This is a genomic window from Bacteroides cellulosilyticus DSM 14838 (genome assembly GCF_000158035.1).
Classification (GTDB): domain Bacteria; phylum Bacteroidota; class Bacteroidia; order Bacteroidales; family Bacteroidaceae; genus Bacteroides; species Bacteroides cellulosilyticus.
In genome coordinates this window covers 130,288-145,850 of record NZ_EQ973491.1, presented here as the reverse complement: position 1 = coordinate 145,850, position 15,563 = coordinate 130,288, and the positions used below count along the sequence as shown (strand labels likewise).

Below are 15,563 nucleotides of genomic sequence, written 5' to 3'. Positions count from 1 at the left end.
TTATAATACCCTCCTTTAATGTCTTCATTTTCATCACACTGTTCTTTTAATTAGTATCTCCTCTCAACTCTACCTTCCATCATTTGTTTTGTATGGAAAAGAAGGAAAACATCAAAAGTAAGAACAGAAGATATGACTGCCTGTCATGAAATACGCATAAATGACTACACCTTATTATACAGAAATCCCCCGGAACTTTTCATGATTTGAATTCCGGGGGATATATTTATTTCTTGTTCTGAGCCTTTTCCGCTTTTCTCTTATTTACATAATCCTTGAACATCTGGCGCCAGTTACGACCATGCTCATTAAAATACTGTTCGCACTTAGTCTTGTAGATTTCAAAGATGGCAGATATCTGCTTCATGTTTTTATAATCAATAGCCTGTTCACGAGCCAGCTTCAACTGTTCCAACACAAAAGCGGTTTCTTCCTCCGTCATATCAGGGACAATGGCCTGATAACCTTTCAAAGTGAAAGCTACTTTGCCTACAGTATATTTATCAAGAATCTGCTCTACTTGTTCTTCCGTCAGCACTCTGCGTAAATCTTTCATCAGCTTTTCATGAACTTCTTTCGGCATGGCGGAATCGGCAATCATTTCCCGATCCAATTTACTTAAAGATTTACCAGTGACAGGATTGATACCCTCCGGAACAGTGGAATAAGGGTGTTCATTATGCCAGTCACGAACCTTGCGCAAATGATTATAGATAGTTGTTACAGCAAAGCCCGCTTTCTTATCATCCTCCATATTTAAGGAAGCCACCCAGTCCATTGCCTTTTTCTCAAGAGAAGCATCCGACTTTAATTGGGCAAAAGCTTTCTTGTCAATATAAACAGCTACTTTATCAAACGAACGAATTGCGCTTTCCGGCAAAAGTTCTCCTTTCTCACCGAAACTATACATAGCGGATTCCGGTTCGATGGTGACTTTTGTTTCATCCAGCATATTTCTATTCAAGCCGAACACCTCAGCAAAAAATGTATAGACAGCATTCCGCTTATTAGGACCAAAGTCATGTCTTTCTTTCGGAAGATGTATGTTCGTCACTTTATCTTTTGCATCGTAGAATCCATAAACACGCTGCAAATAAGGATATTCCAGTGTAGGCACACTTGCCGTCCAATCACCACCATCAGACACTACTAATTGCGGACGGGGAGCAAAGATTGCTGCCAATTCGGCATTGCATGTGCCACCCGCCGCCAATTGAATAGGCATACCGCTTTCACAGGGGCATCCTCCATCAAAATGAGAAGCCAAACTTACCACCGGCGCCGAAGCCGTGAAGCGATCATCCAGTGCACTCAGCAGAACTGTTTGCGTGCCACCACCGGAACCGCCATTCACACCGATTCTTTTCCTGTCAATATCTTTACGGGCAGCAAGCATATAGTCGAGAATCAGCAAACCATTCATCACCTGAATGGTATGAGCTGCACTACTGCGGTGTGCCGCACTGCCAACCTGCAAAATTGACTCTCCCCAACCGAAGAGATCATAATCCACACAAACAGCCCCCATACGTGCCAGGGTTCCCATACGCTGTTGTTGATCTTCGCGATAACGACCTCCTCCAAAGTGTCCATTCGGACAAATGATCAGCGCATGCTTCCCTTTCGATTTAGGGGCATAAACAGAACCGCAAACATACAGCCCTGGAAGCGTCTCAAGTGCAAAATTCTGAACTGTATAGCCATCATATTTCCTCACTTTGGAAAGAATCGGATTCGACTCCACACATTGTGCGAGTAAAAGGTCAATTCCCAGACGTTGCCGGACTTCTTTTCTTAAAGAATCGGCACGGAGTTCAAAAGCTTCCTTATCTGCATAAAGCGTATTAAGGTAAGCCAGCATTTTCTCTCCGTCAGCATCTGTCCGCCGAGGATATTCATAAGCTTTCAACTTATATATATTGCCGGTTTGTTTCACAAACTTATAATCGAAAGGGGACAATACATTCGTCAGCGATTCTTCCACTGAATAAGGACGGATACGAAAATCCGCATAAGGCAACACTTTACCGACCGTATCAATATCGTATTTCAGGCGGATACCAAAACGATTTTGTATGTCCGTAAGAACTTCGTTCAAAGGGCGGGCAAAGGCCGTTTCAAATGTTTGTGTTTGTGCTTCAGCCGAAAGAGATGCAGCAAAAAGCACAGAGAAAAGAATACGTTTCATTGTTCTATATATTATTGTTTACTTTTCATCGACTTCCTTTGGATACATCTTTTTACCATTCACCATGACATCTTCCATCGTGATGCGTTCGCAATCCTCAAAGACACATTCCTCACCGGCCCCCTGCACATGGATGTCGCGCAGTACAATTTCAGAGATCGGAGCTTCTTCCAGCCCAACTATCTTAACAGGAGTCTTGACATCCGTAACCGTCATTCCACTGATATGTATATTGCGAAACAGCGGAGTACGTTCACTCTTGGGTTCGGCAGGCATACCGCTATACTTCAGATTCAGTACCACAGCCTCCTGCTTGATATTGCGCATCACAATGTTACTGACACGGATATCTTCGACCACTCCTCCCCTGCCCCGGGTGGACTTGAGACGAATGCCCCGGTCCGTTCCATCGAAAATGCAATTGGAAATAGTCACCTTACGCACGCCTCCACTCATCTCACTGCCTATCACTACACCACCATGACCGGAAAGCATGATGCAATTAGTGATGGTTATATTCTCACAGGGTACTCCCAACCGGCGCCCCTGCGCATCGCGACCGGACTTGATCGTTATGCAATCATCTCCCACCGAAATGTGGCAGTCGCTGATATGTACATTCCGGCAGGATTCCGGATTGATGCCGTCCGTATTGGGCGAGGGCACATTATGAATGGTCACTCCCTTCACCTTCACGTTTTCACAGAACTCGGGGTTCACCGTCCAGAACGGAGAGTTGACGATCTTCACCCCCTCTATCTTCACGTCCTTACAACGAACCGGCTGGATAAACGGAGGACGGAAAAAGCGACGTTGCAGTGTACCGATGTAGTCCTTGTTTGTTTCAGCATAGATAGCCGTTGTATCATTTGCCTGGTCCCACATCGTCTGATACTTATTCACATTCCGCATGCCATTGTCGCGCAGATCAATCATCACACGAAAAAACTCCATCCACCACTTCTTTCCCTGCCCGTCCAGCGTACCTTCACCTTTGATTGTTATATTTTCCGCATCCACGGCATAAATCAAAGGCTGGAAACTCTTCATCATCACTCCCTCGTGACGCACCTCCACAAAGGGAAGATAATCATCGAAGCTATCAGAAAACAGCAAAGTAGCTCCCGCCTCCAACTCCAAAGTGATGTGGCTCTTCATCCGGATGCTTCCCGTCAGATAAGTGCCGGCAGGAAAAAAAAGGGTACCGCCACCGTTCGCGTTCAGGCGGTCGATGGTAGAATTGATAAGTTTGGTATTCAACGTCTTTCCATCCACCTTCGCTCCTGCTTTCAGCATATCTACACGTTCTGCACGAAGCACCGTAACCGCACAAAGGCAGAAGAGTGAACAAAGAAGTATTCTATATTTCATGGTCATAGTATGGTTGTTTATGGTTCGTTTATAGTTTGTTGTTCGTTCACTACAAATTCATGTTTCCCGCTCTCCACCTCTCTCGGTTCTTTCTCTCCCGGAAGTGTAACCACCGCCACAGTGTTTACCGGAACGGACAACTTCAGCTTAAACCGGCCGTTCTCGCGGGTCCAGTCTACAGTTATCTTACCGTAAAGGGTTTCATAAGATGACTGCACGTATTTCAGATCACCGACAGGCTTCGGGGCGATTCTGAACTTCTGGTATCCATGCTTCACGTCCGGAGAGATACCGACCAACGAGTTAAAGAACCATTCATCAATCTGCCCCATCATAAAATGATTCCAAGAGGAGCCCTGACGAGGGTCCCATTGTTCAGTCAGAGTCGTTGCACCAAACTTGAGTTGAAAGCCATATCCGGGCGTTTCCTCATGGTTGAACATTTTATAGATGAGTTCATCGGCTCCATAATTGGCCAATGTCTGGATCAGATAGCGGTTTCCCACATCTCCGGTAGTCAGACGATTGCCGTGTGCTTCCACATCTTTTATCAGGTTCTTGAATACTTTGCGCTCCAGATGACGATCCGTTTCATAACCTCCAGAATGGCCTCTACTCAGAACCATATCCAGAAAAAGCGGCAAGGCATTGCTGCACTGGCTTCCCGTACCATACTGCGCCGCATCGTAATCCTGAAAGCGCTCGTTGAATGCTACCACGATATCATTCGCCAACGAATTGTAATACCTGACATCATCAGCATTACCCACAATGCGAGCAGCCTTTATCAGATATTCGACAATCATGTAATAGTGTGCCGTAGCCACCAGCGGGACAGGCGTATTGCGGGAGAATCCTGCACGGAAGTCACCGTAATCATACCAGTCGCCCAAACCGAAAGAAAGGATATGATTATCTGCGCGGGTAGAGAGATAGTCCACATATCGGCGCATATTCTGGTAATACTTCTTAATCAGCGAATCGTCCCCGTAGGTTTCGTAATACATATACGGGAAAATGACCAAAGCACCTCCCCACTCGGGAGATTCGGCAAAGGCATCCATGCCCGGTCCTTCGAACACGACATACTCCGGTGCGGTGCTTGGCATGGCTCCGTTGCGATGTTGGGCATCCGCCATATTCTGCATAATCTGCGGAGCGAAAGCTGTCAGGTCATAATTGTATAAAAGTCCCGGCCCGTTGAGGTGCACCTGTTCCAGCCATCCCAGCTTTTCCCGATGGGGACAATCGGTAAATACAGACTGCATATTGCTGCGAACCGCCTTCTCTATCAGACGATGGGCAGCGTTGAATATCGGATTGGAACACTCGAAAGCAGACACCTTTTTTGCCGAGTTATAAACAAAGCAGGATTGAATATCTTTCAGAACAGGCAATTTCCGGGGATTCTTCTCCCCCTTCAGTACGGCACCCTCTACCTGAATGTAGCGATAACCATAGTATGAGAAACGGGGACGCCAGGTCTCGTCCCCCTCACCCTTCAAGGTATATTCGTAGTAATGCTGACGTCCCGTTTGCCGTTGGTTACAGGCTCCTTCCTCCGTCAGAGCCTCAGCCACCACCAAAGTAACTTTCTGACCTCGTTTACCACGCACGGTAATTTCCGGAAAACCGGAAAGGTTCTGCCCCATATCCAGTACGAAAGCGGAAAGGTCGATGGTTCTCTTGGTCGATTTACAGGCAGAGGCAATCTGTTCCGGGGTCAGTTTCGTCACTTTCCGGACACCATAACGTTCCATGATTTTCACCGGAGCCGCCATTTGCGGACGCAACGTTCCCTTCGGAGCTTCCTGAACCACTACCGGGCGCCAACGCGCATCATTAAAACCTGCCCGGTTCCACCCTTTTTGTTCGCGACGCGCATCATAATCTTCGCCTCCATAAATACAATTAAAGGTAAGGGGGCTTAAGTCATATTTCCAACTGTCGTCAGAGCAAACCACATCCCGTGTTCCATCTTCATAATTGACAAGCAGTGAGAATAAAAGAGTCGGTGCCCCGAAGCTGATCTGTAACTTGCGGTAACGTCCGCCCTGCACATTATAGAACCCGTTTCCCAATAAAACTCCCGCCACATTCTCGCCCTCCTGCAACAGTTCCGTAACATCATACATATTATAATAAACGCTCTTGTCATAATCACTCCAGAGGGGAGCAAATTCACTGTCACCGACTTTCTTCCCATTCAAGGTGAACTCATAGAAGCCAAGGCCACAGATGTATGCGGTAGCCTCCGCAATCTTTTTGTCCGTGCGGAACGTCTTACGCAAGCAAATGCTTTTCTTTGCCAATGTATCCACGTCTTCCCATGCCGCCTTTACCTCCGGCTTCTTCAACTCGCCTCCGTGGAATTTCCGTCCTTCGGGCAAGCGTGCGTCTTTACGGGTGATGGCCCCAATCCATTCAGCCGAAGAAAAACCTTGGGGAACTAAACGAAACTTTGCTTCTCGACTCCATTCGGAAGGCGCGTCCGTTTCATCCCAAACCCGTACACGCCAGATGTAGTTATAGAAACTAAATCGGAGAAACTTCGCTCCATGAGTCGGTATCAACTGGCTTTGCGAAGATTGGACCTTTCCCGTATTCCAAACCATACGTCCGGTGCAGGTTTCCCGAATCTCAATCTCATAAGCAGTCTGCCTCGTCCCATTCTCCGGCGACTCCATGGTCCACCCCAGCCGGGGATAGGCTTCAACAAGCACCAACCCTTCCTGCATTTCGCAAGTGAGATGGCTGACCGTTATATTCTTTGCCTGTGCCAGACACGGCAAGCAAAGAAGAAAGAAAATATATCTTTTTAAAAACATCATTCGTTTTTTTCGATTTCAGTAGTAACCATTATTTCAAGACGTTCTCACAAATGATTCTCGTCAATCTATCTGCATATCCAACTTGTTTTCCATCTACAAAAATACGCAATCCTTTTCCGCGATGGTAACGATCACCATATTTATCCCAAAGAATTGTCAGGTTACGACCATGATATAAAACATTATCCAGACAGAACCAATCCCACTTATCTGCCGGTATCAACGGATTTACTTCTACCGTATCATCCAGGCGCGGGCGTAATCCAATCAGACCGGTAATCATCAAATCATTAAAGGTAGAATGGTTATAGTAACGACTCCGTTCCTGGTCACCCTTCAGCCAATAACCTGTCACCTCATCCAGATATTCACCAATGTAAGGACGTCCGCGATGATATTGCGACTCGACATACAATTCCATTTGACGGAAATACACACTATCGGATAATACTCTCTGTGGATAATTATTCATAAAGTTAGCCATTGCTGTCAATGTCTGGGCAGAAGCAAACGGCCAGATTGCTCCGTCCCATTCACATTTACCAACTCCGTGGGTACGAAATTCCGGATGACGGCGCTCGGCAGTAGTTAATCCGTAAGGAGCAGAAAAACCGTTCTCATCCATAATCTCTTTCCAGGCAACTTCATATTGCTTCACTGTGTCCGGCAAATTAAAATACCAAGGTATATATCCGATAGCCTCGCGTACATTCGCAGAAGAGTCCGCACGCATTGTCTCAAAAAACTGGTGACGTGAATTCCACAACTTATCTTGCACCAGCCTTTTCAATGTATCCGCCCGCATACCATATCTCATAGCCATTCCTTCATCATCCGAAAGGATTCCCATCAGTGAAAGAGCTTTTGCATTACCATACATATAGCTATTAATGGTGGGGCGGGCATACTTTTTCTTACGTCCGCCACTAATTGATTCTTCCATGCCATCCTGTACATCTCCTTGCCAATATAATCCGTTTTGCAAACGGTTCGTGCACTCCCAGCGTTGATACTCGGCTTCCAGATTTTCCTTCATATCCAGCATGAAATCCTTATCAGCATCCACCATATAACGTGCCAGCACAGCATCCGCATTCCACGAACTAAACTTATTCATCTTATTCATCGGCCCGCCATCATTCCCCCGATACCACGTATGAATAATCTGATCCAGATACTTCGGATCGCGCAACCAACGGCTTTCATAAATATGATGCCCGATCGCGCAGGCTATCAAATTATATTTATCAGAATAGGAACGCTGAACCAGAAATTCCGTCATGCCATATCCCACAGGTGTTTCTTTGATATGCTTCCGCAACGACCACCAGCGGTAATAGTACATCTCTTCAAAATTACGTTGCGGACATTCAAACAACGGTATATTCTCTTCCATCCATTCCGAAGCCTTTGCATTCGGAATGGCCTGGGCTATATTCTCATCTTCCATACCATTGAAATAATCTGCATAATGGCTGAAATCCGCATACTTCAAAACAGCAGCAGTCGCATCTTTATCCACAGAAGAGGTCTTCACATTGGCGATACGATATTCAGCTAGTGGCTCCTGGTCACCGGCATTCGGCAGATCATAGGTCTGATCAGCCGGTGTATCTACAGTGGGAAATGTTCGTGGAACTCCTGTACGGAACGCAATACGTTCAATAGCAGGTACCGGTGCATAGAACATGCGCAATCCTACTCTCTTACCATCCACAAATACCTGAATATTACGATCGGTCACTGAAAGGATAGCCTCTACATGATAGTTTTTTCCCGGTTCATATTTCATCAGGTTCCCAAAGCGGGAACCGCCTTTAGCACGAAAAACTCCATCAGGAGTCAGCTCAAGCCGGGAACAAGCAATGCTGTTCTCATCCAGGAAGTCAATCTGAAGAGTACCTTTATCGTTTTGTCCGGCCTGTAGATCAAATGAGATTTTCAGTTCTTTAGAAGCCGGTATTTTTCGTTCTACCTTGGCATAATCAAAAGGATCTTTATCTTGCAAACGCAGCCACTTTCCGTCTAAAGTGACTGGAGCCCAAAGGGGAGAGTAAATATTCCAGTCGGTCAACTCAGCTATTGATCCGGCCTTTGAGAAATCATCGTCTGCATGCGCAGAGGCTTGTATCTGTACCGGAACAGGAATACGTGATACCCACATATCTTCTTTGTTCACACTGTAAGCAACCCATAAATCACCATCCGCAGGAATTCCATTTCCTTCTTGAATACCGCGGGGATATTGCGGACCATACGACTTATAGTTTCCTCCATAACGCATCGGCGGAATTTCACCATGCACGAGGTTCAAGGTCGTATATTCCAGCCCATCCTTACTCAACGATATAGCCAGCGGCCAGCGAAACTCCGAAGGATTATACACGGTAGCATACATACCATCAGTCAGGCGTTGTCCCCAAATCTTTGCATTGCTATTAACGAATCCTTTGGCACGAAGCACCGGTTCCGCCCAAGTATAGCCACCGTCTTCAGTGATTGAAGTCAGTGCATGTTTCCAAAGGCTGACAATACGCCCGTCGGGTAAAGTATAGCAATTGAACGCTTTATATCCCTTCTTCAAAGGAATAATCGGGTCTTCCCGATCCGCCTCTTCCACCCATTGCATTCTATACAATGGATTATCCAGAATTTCCTGACAAGCCTTTACAAACTCACGATCCTTACTTTTCTTGAAATAAGGGTAATCGGTATTTTTTTCATTAAATCCATGATTATAATATATAAAGTAGATGGGACCGAATGAACCGTCTTTCTTAATTTCACGAACTACCCGACCAATACCGTTTCCATCATTCGGATCATCTTTTTTATCCAACGCAACTCCATAATTCCCCATTGTAATCAGTCTGCCGGACTTGGATACATAAAAGCCCACACGCTGATGCATGATGGCAATCAGGTCTTTTGCCTGCATACCCGGACGGGAAGTCTTCGTATATCCGTCGGGAACTTTATAAGGAGGAAACACGATTTCCGGATTTGTCCAGTTATATCCGTCTTTAGAAGTCATCAGAAAAGTCTGGGAAGGCGGAATATGCTCATCCGACGGATCTGCCAGATATTGATAATAGAATTGCCCATTCCAATAGGCCAACATCGGTTGGTGATTATAAGTCCATCCTCCACCATTCGACGCATCCGGATGTTCACGATTGGCACGTACCAATTGAATATTATGCACTCCCACTACCGGCGACAATTGTCCATCATGATAGGTGGGATTAGAAAGTTCGGTTCCAGTGTAATGTATCCTGTCTTGTGCTGAAGCCGACGTTAGTGTCAGCCATCCAGTTGCCAGAACAAAAAGTATTTTGATAGGGCTGTTCATTATCTGTTCCTGTTTTATATATTATTTCTTCTTGCTTTCTTTCAACAACTCCTTAACGAGCGATTCCGGGGCTTTGAAAATAGTCCCATGTTTATGGCCCGTGGGTACACTTACGTTTCCGGTTTCATCCGTAAAATTACGAAAATCCCTGGTACGCACAGCGCCATATATTTTCTTCCTGTAGACATCGAAATAGATAAGATAGTCATCTCCTATCTTCTCTACAGAGGGACCTTCTACAAACGATTCCGTGAAAGGTTGCAATGCAGGCGAATAAGGTCCTGTCAATGAATCGGCAAAAGCAACTTTCAGATTACGCTCGGGACGTGTATTATCTTTAAGCACCATTACATAATCATTCTTTGTACGTTTTATGATGGTAGCATCAATTGAACTGAAGCCCGGATCATACAAAAGTTTGGTTTCGGATATCGTCTTAAAGTCTTTTGTAGTGATGTAATATAAGCGATGGTTATTCTTTTCTTCTTCTATACCCTTTTCAAAACGCCCCGGAACACAAGATGCCCAGACCACCATGAATTGTTCAGCCTCATCATCATAAAAAATCTCCGGTGCCCACACGTTGACGGTCGTCGGTTCATGGGCCATTACCGGAATCATTTGTTGCTCCGACCAGTGAATCAAGTCTTTGGAATATGCATAGCCAAATCCCAAATCACCTTTCCAACTGGTGGTCCAAACCAAATGATAAGTACCGTCCGGAGTACGTACCATCGAAGGATCGCGCATCAACTGATGTTGTCCCAATTCCGGTTTCAGCCAAACACCGGGAACACTATCCCAATGCATGCCGTCTTCACTATATAGATATCTTAAACCTTCATTAGCCGGCTCATGGAATGAGGTGAACATATAGTAGTCTTTGTTTCCTCCACAAGAAGCTAAGAACAAAATGCTTATTGCAGCTAATGTATTTCTTAATTTTCTCATTTTCTAAATAATACTTTTGTTTTTATATCGTATTCTGTATACAGAGGAGACGGCAATAAGACGAATTTGTACTCAAAGATAATGGAAGATTCGCCATATTCCAAAAATCAGAACACAGAAAAGGGTGACTTCTCAGCCACCCTTCACATCACATAACTAACCAGTTTTTATCTATCCTAATTATCAGAGAGAGCCTCCACGTGCTTTCACACGCTTGTACCACTCTTCACGTTCTTTCTTCAAATCATATCCTCTTTTAGCCAGATAATTATTGATACGCCCCTTATATTTACCAAAGGCTGCATGTTTCTTATCCGAATTCTCAGCATCCAAGGCAAACTCACGGGCTTCTATGAGCCAGGCATAGATTTGTGCTTTTTCTTCTTCCTTCAAAGAAGGGATCATGTCAATTGTAGCATCATACGTCACTTTCACAACGCCATAAGTCATCCCATCCTTCACCACTTCTATTTGCTTCTCATCCAGAAAAAGAGATAAATTCGCGGGATATGCAAAGTGAGAACGGTATAATGCCGCATCCTTTTCATACTCAGCCGCTTTCAAGGCATCATCCTTTGCAGCACCACTCAATCCCGACTCCTTTATTTTCTTCACTTTGGCATCACGAACTTCATAAATATCATTCAGTTCGAAGTACCGATTGGCAATCACATTACGAACATCTTCAGCCACCTTTACATCTGTAAGCCCAAGTTTATCTACGATCTTCTGAGATCGTTTAACAATAGATTCCACATATTGAGGATCACGATTATCCTTATTCAAGTCTACCGCTCCGGCTGATAACCAACCGAAAACCAGTAATAAAGAAATTAATATTATCTTTTTCATTGACATTACATTAATTTACCTTTTTCTGCCAATGTATCGTAGTTATTCTTCATATCAGTCCAGTCTACCTTATTCTTCGTACTGATACCATTGATATATTTCTCAATATTAGTATACCCATCACCAGTGCAATCTTTATTGGCATCACTCGGATCGTTTGGATTCAGACCATTCGCAATTTCCCATTCATCCGGCATACCGTCGCCATCCGTATCCACATAAGGAGTTCCCTTATATTCCGGATAGCCACCCATTTGGCGAATATCAGTTATAATACCCTGTTTATAAGAATCTTTCGGCAAACGACGGTATTTAAAATAACCTTCCTCATCCTGAGATTTTGGAGCTAATCCCCATTTATCTCCATAGGCATCTTTCGGAAGTTTCTTTTCATAATAAGCTTGACCGGTTTTCACTTCCTCAATAACCCGCTCATCAACAATGTCACGGCAAGGAATATTAGCACCTACATATTTCAAAACATAATCATAAGCATCATTTGCAGACATAATATTAATATAAGGCATTACGAAAGGTTGATACGTACGCATCTGCTCGGTATACCCCTCTGTATCCTTTTGAGTCTCAATCTGAATACCACCAGCCCAGTTATCCTTTGTGATTTCAGGATATCCTTCCATCACATTACCATCTGCAAAGACACGGCCATATACTTTATAATCCAGCTTGCTACGTCCGGCTTCCGGCTTCAGAATGCGATGACCGACCGGAGAATCTCTCGGAGTCAAAGGACCCGGTTTATAGTAATTATTTATCATATTGAACATAGCACGATAATCGCCACCATCAGCTGAACGATGTACCCAATTGTAGACAACATTATTCACGAAATTGAAAATCCCATACCAGCCAATAGACGGGTTACGCCCAGCATTACTGGCCCAAAGATTGCGCATAAAAGCACAGTTCTCACCACCCAATGTACTACCAAAAGCATGATTGTATGTATCCAGTGCCTTAGCGGAAATTGTATTTTGAATGGTTACATTGACAGTTGGAAGTTTCTCATCTTTATATCCTTCACCAGGACTGTACATGTGACGATAGAAAGAAATATTCTCATCCAGCCCCCAAGTACAGGAACAGTGATCGATCATAATGTTACCAATCGGATTACCCCCAAATGAATCGTCACGGTGATGAACCTTCGTTTCACCACGACGGAAACGCATATGACGTACCACTACATCGTGAGTGTCAACCCAGAAAGATTCTCCGGCAATACATACACCGTCACCTGGGGCTGTTTGTCCGGCTATCGTTACGTATGGAGCACGGACAATAATGGGAGATTCCAATCGAATGATACCAGCCACATTGAATACAATGATACGTGCACCACCGGTTTCGCAAGCTTCACGGAAAGAGCCCGGGCCGCGATCATTCAAATTAGTTACTGTAATTACCTTGCCGCCACGGCCGCCGGGAGTGAACATTCCCCCACCCTCAGCCCCGGGAAAAGCGGGAATACCGGCTTGAGGAAGATCATCCGGACGGGAAGCCCACTCGATATACGGACGCCCTTCTCTGGCTTCTTTCTCAACGATAGGCAATGCTTTCGCCCAAGCTTCATCCGAACGCCGGCGTTCTTCAGTTATCATTTTCTTATAAGTCTCCTTGGCTTCATCGGTCAATTGCGGGTATTGTGCCCATGCAATGGTCGGAGCCAGCATTGCAGCTGTACAAACTATCAGGAATGCTTTCTTTTTCATTATTCTCGTATCTATTAATTAATTGTATTTATTAGACGAAGATAAAAATGTTTTGTAATCACATGAAACTATTTTAGTAGAAAAATAATCCATAGAATGATGGCAACCACTCTAAAAAAACTGCCGGATGAAGGATCACCCGGCAGTTTTAACTATCTCACAAAAAAATTAAAAGCCAACTTACGGCAGCAAACTACCGTTACCGATAGGATTAAACGTTCCTTCGGAACCATAATAATCCGTCCAGCCAATATTCTGTTGCAACTTAATACTGTTTTGCAATACATTCTGCTTGATACCTAGGAAATAGTATTTGTTCAGGTGAGTAATATAGAATGTAGGCGTACTTGTACCATCAAGCTGATCGTTTACTACACGATTCAGATTGTTTTCGTAAAAATTGTCCAAGGTAGCAATCTGATTTTCCCAGTCTGAGTCTGAAGCATCCGGATCAAGACTGATTTTTGTACGGTCTGATGTTCCCAAGTATTCTGAAGCTTCCGGATTGAACGGATCACAATCCTTGCCGGCCTTGCTATTCGTATAGAGTTCAGGTTTCACAGCCAGGATAATACCATGCCTGCGCGTTTGGTTTCCGCTGATAGGCTCAACACCCAACCGTGTACAAGTACCAAAACTGTCGTCCCACAAAAGCCAGCGACGCATATCATCGAATCTCTTTCCCTCATAGGCCAGTTCTATCTGACGCTCATAAAGAATAGCACCCATCAAGGCATCACCCGCTAAAGTAGAAGAAAAGCCGCAATCGCCCGTATAGCCTACACGTTCGCGAATATATTTCAGGAAAGTCAATGCCGTAGCATTATCTCCTTTTCCGCAAGCTGCTTCCGCTACGTTAAGAATAACTTCCGCCATACGTATTTCCATATACGGACTACCACTCTGCGAAAATACTCCGCTACTGAGATTGGAAGTATTGTAAGCATTCGGATCCGTACGTTTGCGTACAAAGATACTTGAACTGACATCACCGTCATAAAGCGCTGAGTTACCCGGTTTGCCTTCAACGGCTGCGGCAGCATCCTTAAACCATTGGTAATTCCATACCGTATATGTCTTATTGGTATTATAAGGCCAGCAAACTCCGTTAAATGCAAAGGTGCGATAGAAGCGTGGATCACGATCCTTGTAGAACTTCAACGGGTCATAAGACAATGAGCTTTCACTTGGTTTCTTACCATCAGCCATGGGGAATAAATCCACCATTTCAGCCGTAGCAGCGATACCACCACCACCTTTGATGTCTTTGGGACGGGCACTTTGTTCCCAGCTGTTATTGAACTTGAACTGATCATCAGAGATATTATTGTACAATGTTATCAGTACAGCCTCTTTAGACAAGGGGTTCACAAACATTTTTTCCCAATCCTGCGCTCTTTTACTCGTTGCACCTACCAATTCTCTGTCACCATTGGTAGTAAGTTCATCATAAGCAGCCTTGTTTGCAGTATAGGCGGCATCCCAGCGTGCCTTATCGTTGGAACGGTTGAACAATGGACTTGCATAGAAGAGCAGCAAGCGTCCCTTCAAAGCCATAGCCGCACCCTTAGTCACACGACCGTAATTTACCGACGGATCAGCCCAAACAGATGGCAACAGAGAAGCCGCATTATCCAGATCCTCGCAGACAAACGTCACGCAATCATCCGTAGAACTACGTTCAACATTCAGAGTCGATTCTTCTATTGTACCGTCTCCAATTGTCGGATTTTGCGCGCTCTTTATAATAGGAACACCACCATAAGTAGTCACCAAACGATAATACAACCATGCACGCCAGAAGTAAACTTGTCCTTTAAGGAGATTTCTTTCCTCTTCCGACAATGTTCCTTTGTCAATATTGTCGAGAAATAGATTGCAACGACGGACATTTAACCATACACCGTTATTATTAGCCGGATCATTGGAACCGTTGAAATAACAATTCACGTTACTGGAAAGTATTTCAGCCAAACCCACAAACTGTGTAGAACCGGCATACTCTAATGTAGACTTAGAAAATTCATCGGCAGATCCTGTGCTACCATTCAATGCGCTTACACCACCTACTTTGGGTTCAACCTGCCTGTGAATATAGTCTACACTGGCCTGCGCCATACTGAAATTACTGTATATTTCGTCATTGAAGCCATTATAATCCTTCTTCTCCCTCAAGAAGTCATCGCTACAACTGCCCAGCAGAAATATTGCGCTGAAGGCAACTATCCCCACACCTTTATGTATGATATTATCTATTTTCATATTCTAATCTTGTTTATCAATTA

The 15,563-nt window shown here is 44.6% G+C and carries 8 protein-coding genes; all 8 read right to left on the bottom strand.

The genetic code is table 11. The features are described from left to right. Positions 1-226: 226 nt before the first annotated feature. The gene (locus tag BACCELL_RS12845; RefSeq protein WP_007212245.1) at positions 227-2,188 is read right to left on the bottom strand and encodes a 6-O-methylesterase; all 1,962 of its coding nucleotides are present in this window, start codon (positions 2,186-2,188) and stop codon (positions 227-229) included. An 18-nt stretch (positions 2,189-2,206) separates the two neighbouring features. Then, the gene (locus BACCELL_RS12840; RefSeq protein ID WP_044153996.1) at positions 2,207-3,559 is read right to left on the bottom strand and encodes a glycoside hydrolase family 28 protein; all 1,353 of its coding nucleotides are present in this window, start codon (positions 3,557-3,559) and stop codon (positions 2,207-2,209) included. A gap of 17 nt (positions 3,560-3,576) precedes the next feature. Next, positions 3,577-6,390, bottom strand: a complete 2,814-nt coding sequence (locus tag BACCELL_RS12835; protein ID WP_007212243.1) for a glycoside hydrolase family 78 protein — start codon at positions 6,388-6,390, stop codon at positions 3,577-3,579. A 28-nt stretch (positions 6,391-6,418) separates the two neighbouring features. Then, a complete protein-coding gene (locus BACCELL_RS12830) occupies positions 6,419-9,742 on the bottom strand; it encodes an MGH1-like glycoside hydrolase domain-containing protein (protein ID WP_007212242.1) in 3,324 nt (1,107 codons plus the stop codon). A gap of 21 nt (positions 9,743-9,763) precedes the next feature. Next, the gene (locus BACCELL_RS12825) at positions 9,764-10,693 is read right to left on the bottom strand and encodes a glycoside hydrolase family 43 protein (RefSeq protein ID WP_007212241.1); all 930 of its coding nucleotides are present in this window, start codon (positions 10,691-10,693) and stop codon (positions 9,764-9,766) included. A gap of 183 nt (positions 10,694-10,876) precedes the next feature. Further along, positions 10,877-11,545, bottom strand: a complete 669-nt coding sequence (locus BACCELL_RS12820) for a DUF3826 domain-containing protein (RefSeq protein ID WP_044153994.1) — start codon at positions 11,543-11,545, stop codon at positions 10,877-10,879. Positions 11,546-11,550: 5 nt separating this feature from the next. Next, positions 11,551-13,278, bottom strand: a complete 1,728-nt coding sequence (locus BACCELL_RS12815; RefSeq protein WP_007212239.1) for a hypothetical protein — start codon at positions 13,276-13,278, stop codon at positions 11,551-11,553. A gap of 180 nt (positions 13,279-13,458) precedes the next feature. Continuing rightward, positions 13,459-15,540 (bottom strand): RagB/SusD family nutrient uptake outer membrane protein, encoded by a 2,082-nt coding sequence (locus tag BACCELL_RS12810; RefSeq protein WP_007212238.1) that lies wholly within the window; start codon positions 15,538-15,540, stop codon positions 13,459-13,461. Positions 15,541-15,563 lie beyond the last annotated feature (23 nt).

Bases quoted from the DNA above. Each gene is read 5' to 3' on its own strand.
- BACCELL_RS12820 (WP_044153994.1), bottom strand. From the start codon at position 11,545: ATGAAAAAGATAATATTAATTTCTTTATTACTGGTTTTCGGTTGGTTA.
- BACCELL_RS12835 (WP_007212243.1), bottom strand. From the start codon at position 6,390: ATGATGTTTTTAAAAAGATATATTTTCTTTCTTCTTTGCTTGCCGTGT.
- BACCELL_RS12840 (WP_044153996.1), bottom strand. From the start codon at position 3,559: ATGAAATATAGAATACTTCTTTGTTCACTCTTCTGCCTTTGTGCGGTT.
- BACCELL_RS12825 (WP_007212241.1), bottom strand. From the start codon at position 10,693: ATGAGAAAATTAAGAAATACATTAGCTGCAATAAGCATTTTGTTCTTA.
- BACCELL_RS12815 (WP_007212239.1), bottom strand. From the start codon at position 13,278: ATGAAAAAGAAAGCATTCCTGATAGTTTGTACAGCTGCAATGCTGGCT.
- BACCELL_RS12830 (WP_007212242.1), bottom strand. From the start codon at position 9,742: ATGAACAGCCCTATCAAAATACTTTTTGTTCTGGCAACTGGATGGCTG.
- BACCELL_RS12810 (WP_007212238.1), bottom strand. From the start codon at position 15,540: ATGAAAATAGATAATATCATACATAAAGGTGTGGGGATAGTTGCCTTC.
- BACCELL_RS12845 (WP_007212245.1), bottom strand. From the start codon at position 2,188: ATGAAACGTATTCTTTTCTCTGTGCTTTTTGCTGCATCTCTTTCGGCT.